This window comes from Kitasatospora sp. CMC57, assembly GCF_045866025.2.
Lineage (GTDB): Bacteria > Actinomycetota > Actinomycetes > Streptomycetales > Streptomycetaceae > Kitasatospora.
Genome location: NZ_AP035881.2, coordinates 1,068,293 through 1,081,435, shown reverse-complemented (window position 1 = coordinate 1,081,435; position 13,143 = coordinate 1,068,293). Strand labels below are relative to the sequence as shown.

At 71.8% G+C, this 13,143-nt stretch carries 10 protein-coding genes; 6 read left to right on the top strand and 4 right to left on the bottom strand.

Annotated features, from left to right (window positions below):
• Complete coding sequence (locus ACKUU6_RS05035; RefSeq protein WP_407987216.1) at positions 1-816, bottom strand: serine/threonine protein kinase; 816 nt, start codon at positions 814-816, stop codon at positions 1-3.
• A gap of 410 nt (positions 817-1,226) precedes the next feature.
• Here ACKUU6_RS05035 and metH point away from each other — a divergent pair, with 410 nt between their 5' ends.
• The 3 genes from metH to ACKUU6_RS05020 all read left to right on the top strand — a co-directional run bounded on the left by metH (position 1,227) and on the right by ACKUU6_RS05020 (position 7,562).
• Positions 1,227-4,748, top strand: a complete 3,522-nt coding sequence (metH, locus tag ACKUU6_RS05030; RefSeq protein WP_407987215.1) for a methionine synthase — start codon at positions 1,227-1,229, stop codon at positions 4,746-4,748.
• A gap of 175 nt (positions 4,749-4,923) precedes the next feature.
• On the top strand, positions 4,924-5,631 hold the full coding sequence (locus tag ACKUU6_RS05025) for an HAD family hydrolase (RefSeq protein ID WP_407987214.1): 708 nt from the start codon (positions 4,924-4,926) through the stop codon (positions 5,629-5,631).
• 332 nt (positions 5,632-5,963) lie between these two features.
• Complete coding sequence (locus ACKUU6_RS05020) at positions 5,964-7,562, top strand: ABC transporter substrate-binding protein (protein ID WP_407987213.1); 1,599 nt, start codon at positions 5,964-5,966, stop codon at positions 7,560-7,562.
• Between the two features lie 66 nt (positions 7,563-7,628).
• Here the strand turns inward: ACKUU6_RS05020 and ACKUU6_RS05015 are convergent, their stop codons facing one another.
• Together ACKUU6_RS05015 and ACKUU6_RS05010 are read right to left on the bottom strand one after the other, a co-directional pair.
• A complete protein-coding gene (locus tag ACKUU6_RS05015) occupies positions 7,629-8,300 on the bottom strand; it encodes a response regulator (RefSeq protein ID WP_407987212.1) in 672 nt (223 codons plus the stop codon).
• A complete protein-coding gene (locus ACKUU6_RS05010; RefSeq protein WP_407987211.1) occupies positions 8,297-9,286 on the bottom strand; it encodes a PD-(D/E)XK nuclease family protein in 990 nt (329 codons plus the stop codon). The genes ACKUU6_RS05015 and ACKUU6_RS05010 overlap by 4 nt, the downstream gene beginning before the upstream one ends.
• Before the next feature lie 294 nt (positions 9,287-9,580).
• On the opposite strand from ACKUU6_RS05010, the gene ACKUU6_RS05005 reads away from it, so the two are divergent.
• From ACKUU6_RS05005 to ACKUU6_RS04995, 3 genes are all read left to right on the top strand, one after another.
• Positions 9,581-10,744 carry a site-2 protease family protein gene (locus ACKUU6_RS05005; RefSeq protein ID WP_407987210.1) on the top strand — a complete coding sequence of 388 codons (1,164 nt, stop codon included), beginning with the start codon at positions 9,581-9,583 and terminating at the stop codon, positions 10,742-10,744.
• Between the two features lie 93 nt (positions 10,745-10,837).
• Positions 10,838-11,782, top strand: coding sequence for a tRNA (adenine-N1)-methyltransferase (locus tag ACKUU6_RS05000; RefSeq protein ID WP_407987209.1), 945 nt, complete (start codon positions 10,838-10,840; stop codon positions 11,780-11,782).
• A gap of 96 nt (positions 11,783-11,878) precedes the next feature.
• Complete coding sequence (locus ACKUU6_RS04995) at positions 11,879-12,535, top strand: hypothetical protein (protein WP_407987208.1); 657 nt, start codon at positions 11,879-11,881, stop codon at positions 12,533-12,535.
• Between the two features lie 22 nt (positions 12,536-12,557).
• Here ACKUU6_RS04995 and ACKUU6_RS04990 read toward each other — a convergent pair whose 3' ends face one another.
• Complete coding sequence (locus ACKUU6_RS04990; protein ID WP_407992043.1) at positions 12,558-12,860, bottom strand: ferredoxin; 303 nt, start codon at positions 12,858-12,860, stop codon at positions 12,558-12,560.
• Positions 12,861-13,143: the final 283 nt, after the last annotated feature.

The window sequence follows — 13,143 nt, the reverse complement described above, 5'->3', positions numbered from 1 at the left end:
TCAGTCGCGCCGGGCGGTGACGGCCGACGATCGCGGCGCAGCGACCGCACCGGCGACCGGGCCGGTCGCGGGCGCCTTCGGTGCGGTCAGCAGCGCGAGGTGTTCCTCCCGCACCAGGTCGAAGCGGAGCGCCAGCGAGACCAGCTCCTCCCGCTTGCGGCCCGTCCGCCCGCCGTCCTCGCACTCCCGGAGCCTGAGCTTGGTGTCGGCCAGGTAGTCGATGTGGTAGTTGACGGCGGACCGGGTCAGCGTGCGGCAGTCCGGGTGCTGCCCCAGCCGTTGCAGCACGTCGCTGACCCCCGGTACGGCGGCGGCCGAGGGGTCGCGCAGCCGTGGCTCGCAGAGCGCCAGCAGGACGAGGAAGTACTTGGCGGTCGGGTCCAGGGCGAACGGGCTGACGGTGTGGTCTCCGCCCCCGAGGTCCGGCGGCCCGTCCAGGTAGGCGTGCTGCGGGGCGAAGACCTTGAAGTCGCTCGACCCGTCGACCGAAGGCAGCACCACCCGGGCGAACTCGAACGGCACCGGTGCGCCCAGCCGCCCGGGCGCCACCTTGACGTGCTCGCCCGCGCCCTCCAGGTTCTCGACCACGTAGGTCGCGCTGGAGCTGAAGTTGGACAGCCGCCAGTAGTCCTCGGCCGCCGTCACCTCGCCCGCCCGCCGGGAGACCCCCTGGTCGGCCAGCTCGATGGCGACCGGGCAGTCCGGCGCGCCCCGGCCGAAGTCCGCCTGCTCGCCGGGCCCCATCCGCAGCAGCCGAGGCCGGTCCGAGGGCGCCTCACCCCGGCGCGGCGGCAGTTGGACGATGACCGTGTCCATCGTGGCTCCTCCTGCCGACGGCGGTCGTGCGCGAACCATGCTAGACGTTTCGCTGTCGGGCAGTCACCATCCGTACGAGTGGCGGCCGTTCAGCTCAACTTGCCCGGTCGGCGGCTGGGGCGGCGCGGCGCTGCGCGCTGCCCCTCCCGTCCGGCCGACCGGGTGCGCGCCGGCCGGTGAGTGGCAGTGCGGGGCCCCGCAGCCCGCTGATCCCGGCCTGCCGCCACCCCGGCCGGCTCCGCCCGGCCCGGCCCGCTGTTCTTGATCATCTGCGCTCCCCGAGGGAGGGCGACGCTCAGGATGCGAAACGGGTTCCCGCCCTGAGCGTGTGGCCCGATACCCTGACCGCGTGCGTCCCGTACACGGACGGGCCGCAAAGCCGACAGCCGTCGCACCCAGGGAGTAGCCCCATGGCCACCGCCGCCGTCCCCTCGTCCGCTCTCACCGCATCCGCCGCGCAGGACCGCGCGGACGCACTGCGCGAAGCCCTTGCCACCCGGGTGGTGGTGGCCGACGGCGCGATGGGCACGATGTTGCAGGCGCAGGACCCCACCATGGAGGACTTCGAGCAGCTCGAGGGCTGCAACGAGGTGCTGAACCTGACCCGGCCGGACATCGTGCGTGCGGTGCACGACGCCTACTTCTCGGTGGGTGTGGACTGCGTGGAGACCAACACCTTCGGTGCCAACCACGCGGCGCTGGCCGAGTACGACATCCCCGAGCGGGTGTTCGAGCTGTCGGAGGCGGGGGCCCGGGTGGCCCGCGAGGCCGCCGACACCTTCACCGCCCAGGACGGCCGCACCCGCTGGGTGCTCGGCTCGATCGGCCCCGGCACCAAGCTGCCGACCCTCGGCCACGCCCCGTACGAGCTGCTCCGGGACGGGTTCCAGCAGAACGCCGCCGGTCTGATCGCGGGCGGCGCCGACGCGCTGCTGGTGGAGACCAGCCAGGACCTGCTGCAGACCAAGGCGGCCATCCTCGGTTCCAAGCGTGCGCTGGCCGAGGCCGGTCTCGACCTGCCGGTGCTGGTCCAGGTGACCGTGGAGACCACTGGCACGATGCTGCTGGGCTCGGAGATCGGCGCGGCGCTCACCGCGCTGGAGCCGCTGGGCGTCGACTACATCGGGCTGAACTGCGCGACCGGTCCGGCCGAGATGAGTGAGCACCTGCGCTACCTGGCGAAGAACGCCAGGATCGGCCTGTCCTGCATGCCCAACGCGGGCCTGCCGGTGCTGGGCAAGGACGGCGCCCACTACCCCCTCAGCCCGGCCGAGCTGGCCGAGGCGCACGACACGTTCACCCGCGAGTACGGCCTCTCGCTGGTCGGCGGCTGCTGCGGCACCACGCCCGAGCACCTGCGCGCGGTGGTCGAGCGGGTGCAGGGCCGCCCGGTGGTCGCCCGCGACCCGCGTCCGGAGCCGGCCGCGGCGTCGTTGTACCAGCCGGTGCCGTTCCGGCAGGACACCTCCTACCTGGCGATCGGTGAGCGCACCAACGCCAACGGCTCGAAGAAGTTCCGCGAGTCGATGCTGGCGGGTGACTGGCAGGCGTGCGTGGAGATCGCCCGCGAGCAGATCCGCGACGGCTCCCACCTGCTCGACCTGTGCGTGGACTACGTCGGCCGCGACGGCGTGGCGGATATGAAGGAGATCGCGGGCCGCCTGGCCACCGCCTCGACCCTGCCGATCGTGCTGGACTCCACCGAGCCGGACGTGCTGCGCGCGGGCCTGGAGGCGCTCGGCGGCCGCGCGGTGCTCAACTCCGTCAACTACGAGGACGGCGACGGCCCGGACACCCGCTTCGGCCGGATCGCCGCCCTGGCCCGCGAGCACGGCGCCGGTCTGATCGCGCTGACCATCGACGAGGAGGGGCAGGCCCGCACGGCGGAGACCAAGGTGGCGATCGCCGAGCGCCTGATCACCCAGCTCACCACCGAGTACGGCGTGGACGAGGGCTCGATCCTGGTCGACTGCCTCGCCTTCACCCTCGGTACCGGCCAGGAGGAGTCCCGCCGCGACGGCATCGAGACCATCGAGGCGATCCGGGAGCTGAAGCGCCGCCACCCCGACGTGCAGACCACGCTCGGCCTGTCCAACATCTCCTTCGGCCTGAGCCCGGCCGCCCGCCAGGTCATCAACTCGGTGTTCCTGCACGAGTGCGTCGAGGCCGGTCTGGATTCGGCGATCGTGCACGCCTCCAAGATCCTCCCGATGGCCCGCATCCCCGAGGAGCAGCGCGAGGTCGCCCTCGACCTGGTCTACGACCGCCGCTCGGAGGGCTACGACCCGCTGCAGAAGCTGCTGCAGCTCTTCGAGGGGGTCAGCATGGCCTCCTCGGCGGAGTCGAAGGCGCAGGAGCTGGCGGCGCTGCCGCTGGAGGAGCGGCTGCAGCGGCGGATCATCGACGGTGAGCGCAAGGGCCTGGAAGCGGATCTCGACGAGGCGCTGACGGAGCGTCCGGCGCTGGAGATCGTCAACTCCACGCTGCTGGCGGGGATGAAAGTCGTCGGCGAGCTGTTCGGCTCGGGGCAGATGCAGCTGCCGTTCGTGCTGCAGTCCGCCGAGGTGATGAAGACGGCGGTGGCGCACCTGGAGCCGCACATGGAGAAGTCCGACGACGAGGGCAAGGGCACCATCGTGCTGGCCACCGTCAAGGGCGACGTCCACGACATCGGCAAGAACCTGGTCGACATCATCCTCTCCAACAACGGCTACACGGTCGTCAACCTGGGCATCAAGCAGCCCGTCTCGGCGATCCTGGACGCCGCCCAGGAGCACCGCGCCGACGTGATCGGCATGTCCGGTCTCCTGGTGAAGTCGACCGTCATCATGAAGGAGAACCTCCAGGAGCTGAACCAGCGTCAGCTGGCCGCCGACTACCCGGTCATCCTCGGCGGCGCCGCCCTGACCCGCGCCTACGTCGAGCAGGACCTCCACGAGATCTACGAGGGCGAGGTCCGCTACGCCCGGGACGCCTTCGAGGGTCTCCGCCTGATGGACGCCCTGATCGCGGTCAAGCGCGGCGTCCCCGGCGCCGCACTGCCCGAGCTGCGCCAGCGCCGGCACGCCAGGCTCGAGGTGGAGGAGGTCGAGGAGGTCAACCTCGGCCAGATCCGGTCCGACGTCTCGGTGGACAACCGGGTGCCCACCCCGCCGTTCTGGGGCGACCGGATCGTCAAGGGCATCCCGTTCGCGGACTACTCCGCCTGGCTGGACGAGGACGCGCTGTTCAAGGGCCAGTGGGGCCTGAAGGCGGCGCGCTCCGGCGGCCCCTCGTACGAGGAGCTGGTGGAGACCGAGGGCCGTCCCCGCCTGCGGATGTGGCTGGACCGCCTGCAGACCGAGGGCTGGCTGGAGGCCGCCGTGGTCTACGGCTACTATCCGGCCGCCTCCAAGGGCGACGACCTGCTGGTCTTCAACCAGGACAGTTCCGAGCGGACCAGGTTCACCTTCCCTCGCCAGCGCCGAGGCCGCCGGCTCTGCCTGGCCGACTTCTTCCGTCCTGAGGAGAGCGGCGAGAAGGACGTGCTGGGCCTCCAGGTGGTCACCATGGGCAACCGGATCTCGGAGGCGGCCAACGAGCTGTTCGCCGCCGACGCGTACCGGGACTACCTGGAGCTGCACGGCCTCTCGGTCCAACTCGCCGAGGCGCTGGCCGAGTTCTGGCACGCCCGGGTCCGGTTCGAGCTGGGCTTCGGCGACGAGGACCCGCAGGACGTCAAGGACATGTTCGCGCTGAAGTACCGCGGCGCCCGCTTCTCGCTCGGCTACGGGGCGTGCCCCGAGCTGGAGGACCGAGCCAAGATCGCGGAGCTGCTGCAGCCGGAGCGGATCGGCGTGGTGCTCTCCGAGGAGTTCCAGCTGCACCCGGAGCAGTCCACCGACGCCATCGTGATCCACCACCCGGAGGCGAAGTACTTCAACGCGCGGTGACGGACGGGCGGGCCCGTCGGCGCTCCTTCAACAGGGGGTAACCGACTGGCCGCGCTCCGTTCGCTCCGAACCGGCGAGCCGGGCGTATCCTGGATCACCCTGAACGGGCCGGTCCGCTCACCAGCGGGCCGGCCTGTGCCATCCCCGGGGACGGCCGGACGGAAGGACGCCCACCATGACCACCATCTCCACTGCCACCACCCAGAGGCTCGACCACGGGGACGGCGACGGCCTCCAGGCAGTGCTGCTGGACATGGACGGCACCCTGGTCGACACCGAGGACTTCTGGTGGCAGTCGGAGGCCTCGCTCTTCGCCGAGCTGGGCTACGAGCTGAACGAGGCGGACCGGGCGCACGTGGTCGGTGGCCCGATGAGCCGGGTGCTGGACTACCTGATCGCCACCACCGGCGTCGGGCTCGGCAAGGCCGAGCTGACCGGGCTGATCAACCAGCGCTTCGTCGACCTGCTGGCCGGTGGCGTCCCGCTGATGCCCGGGGCCGAGCGGCTGCTCAACACCCTTGCGGCGCACGGCATCCCGGCCGCCCTGGTGTCGGCCTCGCACCGGCACGTCATCGACATCGTGCTGGACGGTCTGGGCCGGCACCACTTCGCCTTCTCGCTCGCGGGGGACGAGGTCGCCCGCACCAAGCCGCACCCCGATCCGTACCTCGCGGCGGTCGCCCGGTTCGGCGCCGAGCCGGGCCGCTGCGTGGTGGTCGAGGACGCCCCGACCGGGGTGCAGGCCGGTCTGGCGGCCGGCTGCCCGGTGATCGCGGTGCCCTCGGTGGCGCCGATCGAGCCCGGCCCCGGCCGCACCGTGCTGCGCTCGCTGGAGCAGCTCGACCTGGAGCTGCTGCGCGCGGTGGTGGCCGCCCGGGTCTGAGGCCCTCCGGGGCCGGCGCCCGGCGCGCCACAGGTCACGATTCGATGTGAACTTGCTCTCGCGACCGCTGCCCGCCGTCTCCGACCGGTGACGGCGGGCAGCGGCCGTTGTGGGAGAAATCGGGCATTGGCTGACAACTCGTCACCATAGGATCACCTGACGCTCCGTCACCTCGCAGGAGGGCGTCTCCGTCGGCGATTTTCGGGTGTGCTCCATATGGCACGCTGAATCCGATCAGATCCGACCACAGACGTCCGCCACACCCGCGCGGGCGCCCGACGGCAGCCACCGGCCCACCAGCCGGTCAGCCCGCAGAAGGAACGTGTTTGCGCATGACTTCAGCCAACCGACTGGCCGTGCTGGCATGCGCCACCCTGGTCGCCACCACGGTCGGGGGCTGCGCATCGGCCAAGAAGGTGGTCACCGGCGGTGACGACAAGGGCGCCATCACGATGGGGACGGCCAGCGGCACCAAGGTGCTGGACCCGGCCGGAGCGTACGACGCCGGCTCGTGGCTGGTGCTCAACAACACCTTCCAGTCGCTGCTGAAGTTCCCCGCCGGAGCGACCAGCCCGCTGCCCGACGCCGCCGAGTCCTGTGCCTTCACCGGGGCCGACACGCTGGTCTACAAGTGCACCATGCGCAGCGGCCTGAAGTTCTCCAACGGGAACCCGCTGACCGCCGAGGACGTGGTCTTCTCGATCCGGCGGATGCAGAAGATCAACGACCAGAACGGCCCGTCCAACCTGCTGTCGACCATCAAGTCGGCCGAGGCCAGCGGCAGCGAGGTGACCCTCCAGCTGACCACGCCGGACGCGGTGCTCCCGGCCAAGCTCGCCTCGGCGGCGGGCTCGATCGTCGACCACCAGGTCTTCCCGGCCGACAAGCTGCTCGGCAACGACAAGCTGGTGGGCTCGGGCCCGTACAAGATCGACTCGATCGAGGCGAAGGGCGACGGCGCGCTGCGCAAGATCTCGCTCGCCGCCAACGGCGAGTACCACGGCGATGCCAAGCTGCAGAACAGCAAGTTCGTGCTGCGCTACTTCGAGGACCCGGCCGGCCTCAAGAACGCGCTGGAGCAGGGCGACATCGACCTGGCCGACAGCGGTCTGGACCCGGTCACCGCCGCCAAGCTGAAGGACGACCAGCTGGCCGGCACCGGCAAGCTCAAGGTGGCCGAGGGTGACAGCGCGGAGGCCCGCTACCTGGTCTTCAACACCAAGGACGCGGTGGCCGGCAACCCCGCCGTCCGGCAGGCGGTGGCGCAGCTGGTGGACCGCAAGGTGCTGGCCCGCGACGTGTACGCGCGCACCGTGCAGCCGCTCTACTCGGTCGTCCCGGCCGGTATCAACGGGCACAACACCGCGTACTTCGACCGCTACGGCGAGCCGGACGTGGCCAAGGCCAGGAAGCTGCTCGCCGCCGGCAAGGTGGCCACCCCGGTCAAGCTCAGCCTGACCTGGTCCAGGGCCCGGGCCGGTGAGGCGGAGGCGAACGAGCTGAAGAAGCAGCTGGACGCCAGCGGCCTGTTCCAGGTGACGGTCCAGCAGGAGGCGGACTGGACCGCCTACCAGCAGGGCTGGATCGACGGCAAGTACCAGGCTTACGTGGTCGGTTGGACCCCGGACTACGCGGACGCGGACAACTTCGTCACCCCGCTGGTGGTTGAGGGCGGCGCCTTCCACAGCGGCTGGGACGACCCGCGGATCAGCCAGAAGATGGTGCCGGACGCCATCAAGCAGACCGACCGCACCGCGGGCGGCGGGTACGCGCAGATGCAGAATTTGGTCGCCGAGGCCGCCCCGCTGGTGCCGCTGTTCCAGAACAAGGCGTTCTACGCCTCGGGCACCGACATCACCGGGGTGGACGGCACGGTGGACACCACCGGCGTGTTCCGGTTCTGGGAGATCGGCCGCGCCGCCAAGAAGTGACGTTCCATCACGGACGAGGGCCCCACTCCCGCACGGAGTGGGGCCCTCGGCGTTCCGCAGGCGGGGCTACTGCGCGCCCGGCCGGACCAGACCGCTCTCGTAGGCGTAGACCGCCGCCTGCACCCGGTCCCGCAGCTGGAGCTTGGTCAGCACGTGCCCGACGTGCGTCTTCACGGTCGTCTCGCTGACGTACAGCTCCCCGGCGATCTCCGCGTTGGAGAGCCCCCGGGCGACCAGCTTGAGGACCTCGAGCTCACGCTCCGTCAGCGCGGTGAGCGCCTGCGGCGGCGTCTCGTCGCCGGAGGGGAGCCGGGTGGCGTACATGTCCAGCAGCCGGCGGGTGATGGACGGGGCCAGCATCGCCGCGCCGTCCGCGACCACCCGGATCGCCTGGACCAGCTCCTCGGCCGGCACGTCCTTGAGTAGGAAGCCGCTGGCCCCCGCCCGGAGCGCCTCGACCACGTACTCGTCCAGGTCGAAGGTGGTCAGCACCAGCACCTTGGCCGGGCCGTCCCGGCCGGGGCCGGCGATCCGCCGGGTGGCCTCGACGCCGTCCATCCGGGGCATCCGGATGTCCATCAGCACCACGTCCGGCTGGAGCGCCCGGACCTGCTCAAGCGCCTGCTGCCCGTCCCCGGCCTCGCCCACCACCACCAGGTCGGCCTCGGCCTCCAGGATCATCCGGAAACCGGTACGCAGCAGCGGCTGGTCGTCGACCAGCAGCACTCGGATCGTCACTCGGACTCCTTGCTCGTCTGTCCCGTCAGGGGACCATCGTCCGCGCGTTCGTCGCCGCGCTCGTCTTCCTGCCCGTCGTCGCGCCGCCGCACCGGCAGCGGGTACGGCGGGGGAGTGCCCCCGAACTCCGGACAGCTGCTCTGATGGTCGCACCAGTCGCACAGCCGGTTGCGGGTGGCCGGGAAGTCGCCGGTGGCGACCGCCTGGCTGATGGTCTCCCAGAGGGCGGTCAGCTTCCGCTCCACCGCGAGCAGGTCGGCCTCGTCCGGGTCGTACGTGACCACGTCCCCGCCGCCGCCCAGGTAGACCAGCTGGAGGCGCTTGGGCAGCACGCCCTTCCACCGCCAGACCACCAGCGCGTAGAACTTCATCTGGAACATCGCCTTGCCCTCGAAGTCGCGCGAGGGCGCCCGGCCGGTCTTGTAGTCGACCAGCCGGACCTCACCGCTCGGCGCGACGTCGACCCGGTCGATGTAGCCGCGCAGCAGCAGGCCGGAGCCGAGCACCGTCTCCACGTAGAGCTCGCGCTCCGCCGGGTGCAGCCTGGTCGGGTCCTCCAGCCGGAACCAACGGTCGATCAGCTTCTCCGCGTCGCCCAGCCAGCGGGTCAGCGCCGCGCCGTCCGGGTCGTCGGGGAAGAGCCCGGAGAGCTCGGGCCGCTCGCCGAGCAGCCGCTCCCACTGCGGCCGGAGCAGGCCAAGCGCCCGCTCCGGGGTGCGCTCGGCGGCCGGGCTGTCGAACAGCCGCTCAAGGACCGCGTGCACCACGGTGCCACGGGTCGCGGCCGCGCTCGGCGGCTCGGGCAGCCGGTCGATCACCCGCAGCCGGTAGAGCAGCGGGCAGGTCATGAAGTCGCCCGCCCGGCTCGGCGACAGGCCGGTCGGCGGCCTGGGCGTTCTGGGGGCGGGGACCCCCACGGGGGCCGGAACCCCGGCCTCGGCGTCGGCCGGGACGGCCTCGGCGGGGGCGCTGTCGGTCTGGTGCATGCCCCCGACCCTATTGCCCCCGGCGGTCATCCCGCCGTCAGTCCGCTGTCACGCCGGACACAGCCCCGCCCACGCAGGCCGCAGGCCGACGGCACGCGCCGGACGCAGCCCCGCCCACGCACGCCGGACACCCCCCGCGCCATGCACCCAGGACACGCCTCGGCAACGACGGCGCTCGTCCGGACGTTGGACGGGTACAGAACCACGGACGGGGCGGTCGGCCGATCCCCGAGGAGATCACGTAGCGTGGCGGGCACGGCAGCGACGGACCGAAGCAACGGACAAGGGGTCACGGTGAGTGAGACCAGCGGGCAGCGGGAACGGCCCGGCGGGATCCTGATGGGTCGTCCGTTCGGCGTGCCGGTCTACGTCACGCCGTCCTGGTTCGTGATCGCGGCGCTGATCACCTGGATCTTCGGCGGTCAGCTCACCGAGGTGCTGCCCGAGCTCGGCGGCACCCGCTACCTGGTCTCGTTCTCCTTCGCGGTGGCGTTCTACGCCTCGGTGCTGGTGCACGAGCTGGCGCACACCCTGGTGGCGCTGCGGCTCGACCTCAACCCGCGCCGGATCCAGCTGCAGTTCTTCGGCGGCGTCTCCGAGATCGAGAAGGAGGCGGACACCCCGGCCCGGGAGTTCTGGCTGGCCTTCGTCGGCCCGCTGCTCTCGCTGGTCCTCGGCGGGGCCTTCTACCTCGCCTTCCAGGCGGTCGAGCCGTCCAGCGTCCCCGGCGTGCTGCTGGCCGGACTCTTCGTCAGCAACCTGGTGGTGGCCGCTTTCAACCTGCTGCCCGGCCTGCCGCTGGACGGCGGCCGGATCCTGCGTGCACTGGTCTGGGGCCTCACCGGCCGCCCGATGACCGGCACCCTGGCCGCCGCCTGGACCGGCCGGGCGCTGGCCCTGGTGGTGCTGTTCGGCCTGCCGATGTACACCGCCTCCCGCAGCGGCCTGGACCGCTCCACCACGGACGGCCTGATCGACAGCGTGCTGGCCGCCGTGCTGGCCGTGATCATCTGGAACGGGGCCGGCGGCGCCCTGCGCAACGCCCGGCTCAAGGAGGCGCTGCCCGCGCTGCGGCTGACCGAACTGGCCCGGCGCAGCGTGACGGTGACCGCCGACACCCCGCTCGGCGAGGCGCTCAGGCAGGCCAGGGAGGCCAGGGCCGGCGCCGTGGTGGTGGTGGACGGCAACGGCGAACCGACCGGCCTGGTGAAGGAGGCGGCCGTGAACGCCGTCCCCGAGCAGCGCCGCCCCTGGGTCGCGGTCGGCGCCCTGGCGAGGGACCTGGAGCCGGGCCTGCGGCTCGGCGTGGGGCTGACCGGCGAGCAGCTGCTCACCGCGATGCGCGCCACCCCGGCCACCGAGTACCTGGTGCTCCGGCCGGACGGCACCGTGTACGGCGTGCTGAGCCTGGCCGACCTGGAGCGGCGGCTGAACGCGGCGGTCCGCGGCCGGAGCTAGTCGCGGCACCGAGGTCGGCCAGCGCGAGCCCCGCAGGGCGCGGTAGTGGATCACCTGGTCGGCGGAGCGTTCCGTTTCCCTTAGGATTGCCGCATGTCCGAACCGACCGGTGCCACCCGCCGACGCGGGCCCTTCCAGGTCGGGGACCAGGTCCAGCTGACCGACCCCAAGGGCCGCCACTACACGTTCACGCTCCAGGCCGGGAACCAGTTCCACACCCACAAGGGTGCGTTCCCGCACGACGAGCTGATCGGCGCCCCCGAGGGCACGGTCGTGCGCACCACGGGGAACGTCCCGTACCTCGCGCTGCGCCCCCTGCTCCCCGACTACGTGCTCTCCATGCCCCGCGGCGCCGCCGTGATCTACCCCAAGGACGCGGGGCAGATCCTGGCGATGGCCGACATCTTCGCGGGCGCCCGCGTGGTCGAGGCGGGTGTCGGCTCCGGCGCGCTCTCCACGTACCTGCTGCGCGCCGTCGGTGACACCGGCCTGCTCGCTTCGTACGAGCGTCGCCAGGACTTCGCCGACATCGCCAAGGCCAACGTCGAGCGCTACTTCGGCAGCCCGCACCCGGCCTGGAAGCTGACGGTCGGTGACCTCCAGGACAACCTGGTGGAGACCGAGGTCGACCGGATGATCCTGGATATGCTGGCCCCCTGGGAGTGCCTGGACGTCGCCTCCAAGGCGCTCGTCCCCGGCGGTCTGCTCTGCTGCTACGTGGCCACCACCACGCAGCTGTCGCGGACCGTCGAGGCGCTCCGCGAGCACGGCACCTTCACCGAGCCGCAGTCCTGGGAGACCATGGTCCGCACCTGGCACGTCGAGGGTCTCGCCGTCCGCCCGGACCACCGCATGATCGGCCACACCGGCTTCCTGCTGACCTCCCGCCGGCTGGCCGACGGGGTCGAGCCGCCGCTGCGCCGCCGCCGTCCCGCCAAGGGCTCGTACGGCGAGGACTACGAGAGCGGTGCCGCTACGCCGGAGAAGTCGCTCGCCGAGCGCGCGGCCGAGCGGGCCGCGGCCAAGGAAGCCGAGTAGCACCAGCGGCGGCACAGCCGCCACCGACGGCACGAGAGGGGCGCGGAGCTGCAAAGTTCCGCGCCCCTGTGTGCTCCGTCCGGCGGGTGGCGTGAAATGATGCACCCTCGATGCCACCCCACCCCGGAGGGGACTGTCCTGGTGGAACTCGCGGTCGAGACGGTGCAGATGACAGAGCAGCAGGCCGGGCCCCCCGTACCCGCCGGCCCCCGGACGGGGACGAGGGTGCGGCACTGGGTGCTGGTGGCGGTGGCCACCGCCACGGTGATCGCCGGAGCCCTGGCGGTGAACCCGGCCCAGGGCGTGGTGACACCGACCCGGCCGGCCGCGCCGAGCGCCCTGCCCGCCGCCGCGGCCCCCGATCCGGCCAAGGTCCGACTGCCGCTCGACTGCGGCCCGTTCCCCACCACCGTGGCGCTGAGCTTCGGCGCGGTGCTGGACGGCCGCCCGACCACCGTGGTGGCGGCGCACTGCGCGGCCGAGAACGGCACCCCGCCGGACGGCGTGTACGTGCTGACGCCGGGTCAGGACGGCCGGCCGCAGGTCTCGGCGACCCTGGTCGATCCCCATGAGGGTCTGACCGTCACCGAACTGAAGCTGCGCAGCGACGCCACCGTCACGGCCCGGGCCCGCGGCTACTCCAGCGACGAGATCCCGCGGTACGCCCCCGACCTGACGGTGCTGCTCTCCTGGCACCGGCAGGGCGGCGACTGGCTCCGCACCAGGACCACGGAGCCGGCCGCCAAGGTGTGAGGGGGCGGGATCTGACGCCCGCTCAGTCGGCGTCGGGGCCGTACACCTCGACCCGGTCGCTCACCCGGCGGACGTGGATGCAGTCCCCGGGGCACTCCTTGGCCGAGTCGACCACGTCCTGAAGCAGGGTCAGCGGCACCGGTGCGGAGTCGCCGGGCCGCTGGCGCAGCTCGTCGTCCTCGCCCTTCACGTAGGCCAGGCCGTCGATGTCCAACTCGAAGACCTCGGGCGCGTACTGCACACAGATGCCGTCCCCCGTGCAGAGGTCCTGGTCGATCCAGACCTCGAGCGCTTCGCTTGTGGTGGCCTCGCCGGTCGCCGACATGTCCCCTGCCGTTTCCTGCCCGGTCCGGTCTATCCCGTCCTGGGGCATTCCTGCCATTCGTACACTGATCCGACCGGTTCCCCGGGTCACGATCGGATATTGACCCGACCGACGATACATCCGGTCGGCTTTGACCGGTGCGCGGTGGGTATCTCCTCTGCAGAGGGGAAGCATCCGAGGGCGAAGATCGGACACGCCCGTTCCAACTTTCTGATCTAGGGGTTTACACCCCCCTGGTCCCAGGTAGGTTTGGGTCGTCCAGCTCCCCCAGGAGGAGGTGAGG

Coding starts and splice junctions, on each gene's coding strand:
- ACKUU6_RS05035 (WP_407987216.1), bottom strand. CDS start 816: ATGGACACGGTCATCGTCCAACTGCCGCCGCGCCGGGGTGAGGCGCCC.
- metH (WP_407987215.1), top strand. CDS start 1,227: ATGGCCACCGCCGCCGTCCCCTCGTCCGCTCTCACCGCATCCGCCGCG.
- ACKUU6_RS05025 (WP_407987214.1), top strand. CDS start 4,924: ATGACCACCATCTCCACTGCCACCACCCAGAGGCTCGACCACGGGGAC.
- ACKUU6_RS05020 (WP_407987213.1), top strand. CDS start 5,964: ATGACTTCAGCCAACCGACTGGCCGTGCTGGCATGCGCCACCCTGGTC.
- ACKUU6_RS05010 (WP_407987211.1), bottom strand. CDS start 9,286: ATGCACCAGACCGACAGCGCCCCCGCCGAGGCCGTCCCGGCCGACGCC.
- ACKUU6_RS05000 (WP_407987209.1), top strand. CDS start 10,838: ATGTCCGAACCGACCGGTGCCACCCGCCGACGCGGGCCCTTCCAGGTC.
- ACKUU6_RS04995 (WP_407987208.1), top strand. CDS start 11,879: ATGATGCACCCTCGATGCCACCCCACCCCGGAGGGGACTGTCCTGGTG.
- ACKUU6_RS04990 (WP_407992043.1), bottom strand. CDS start 12,860: ATGTCGGCGACCGGCGAGGCCACCACAAGCGAAGCGCTCGAGGTCTGG.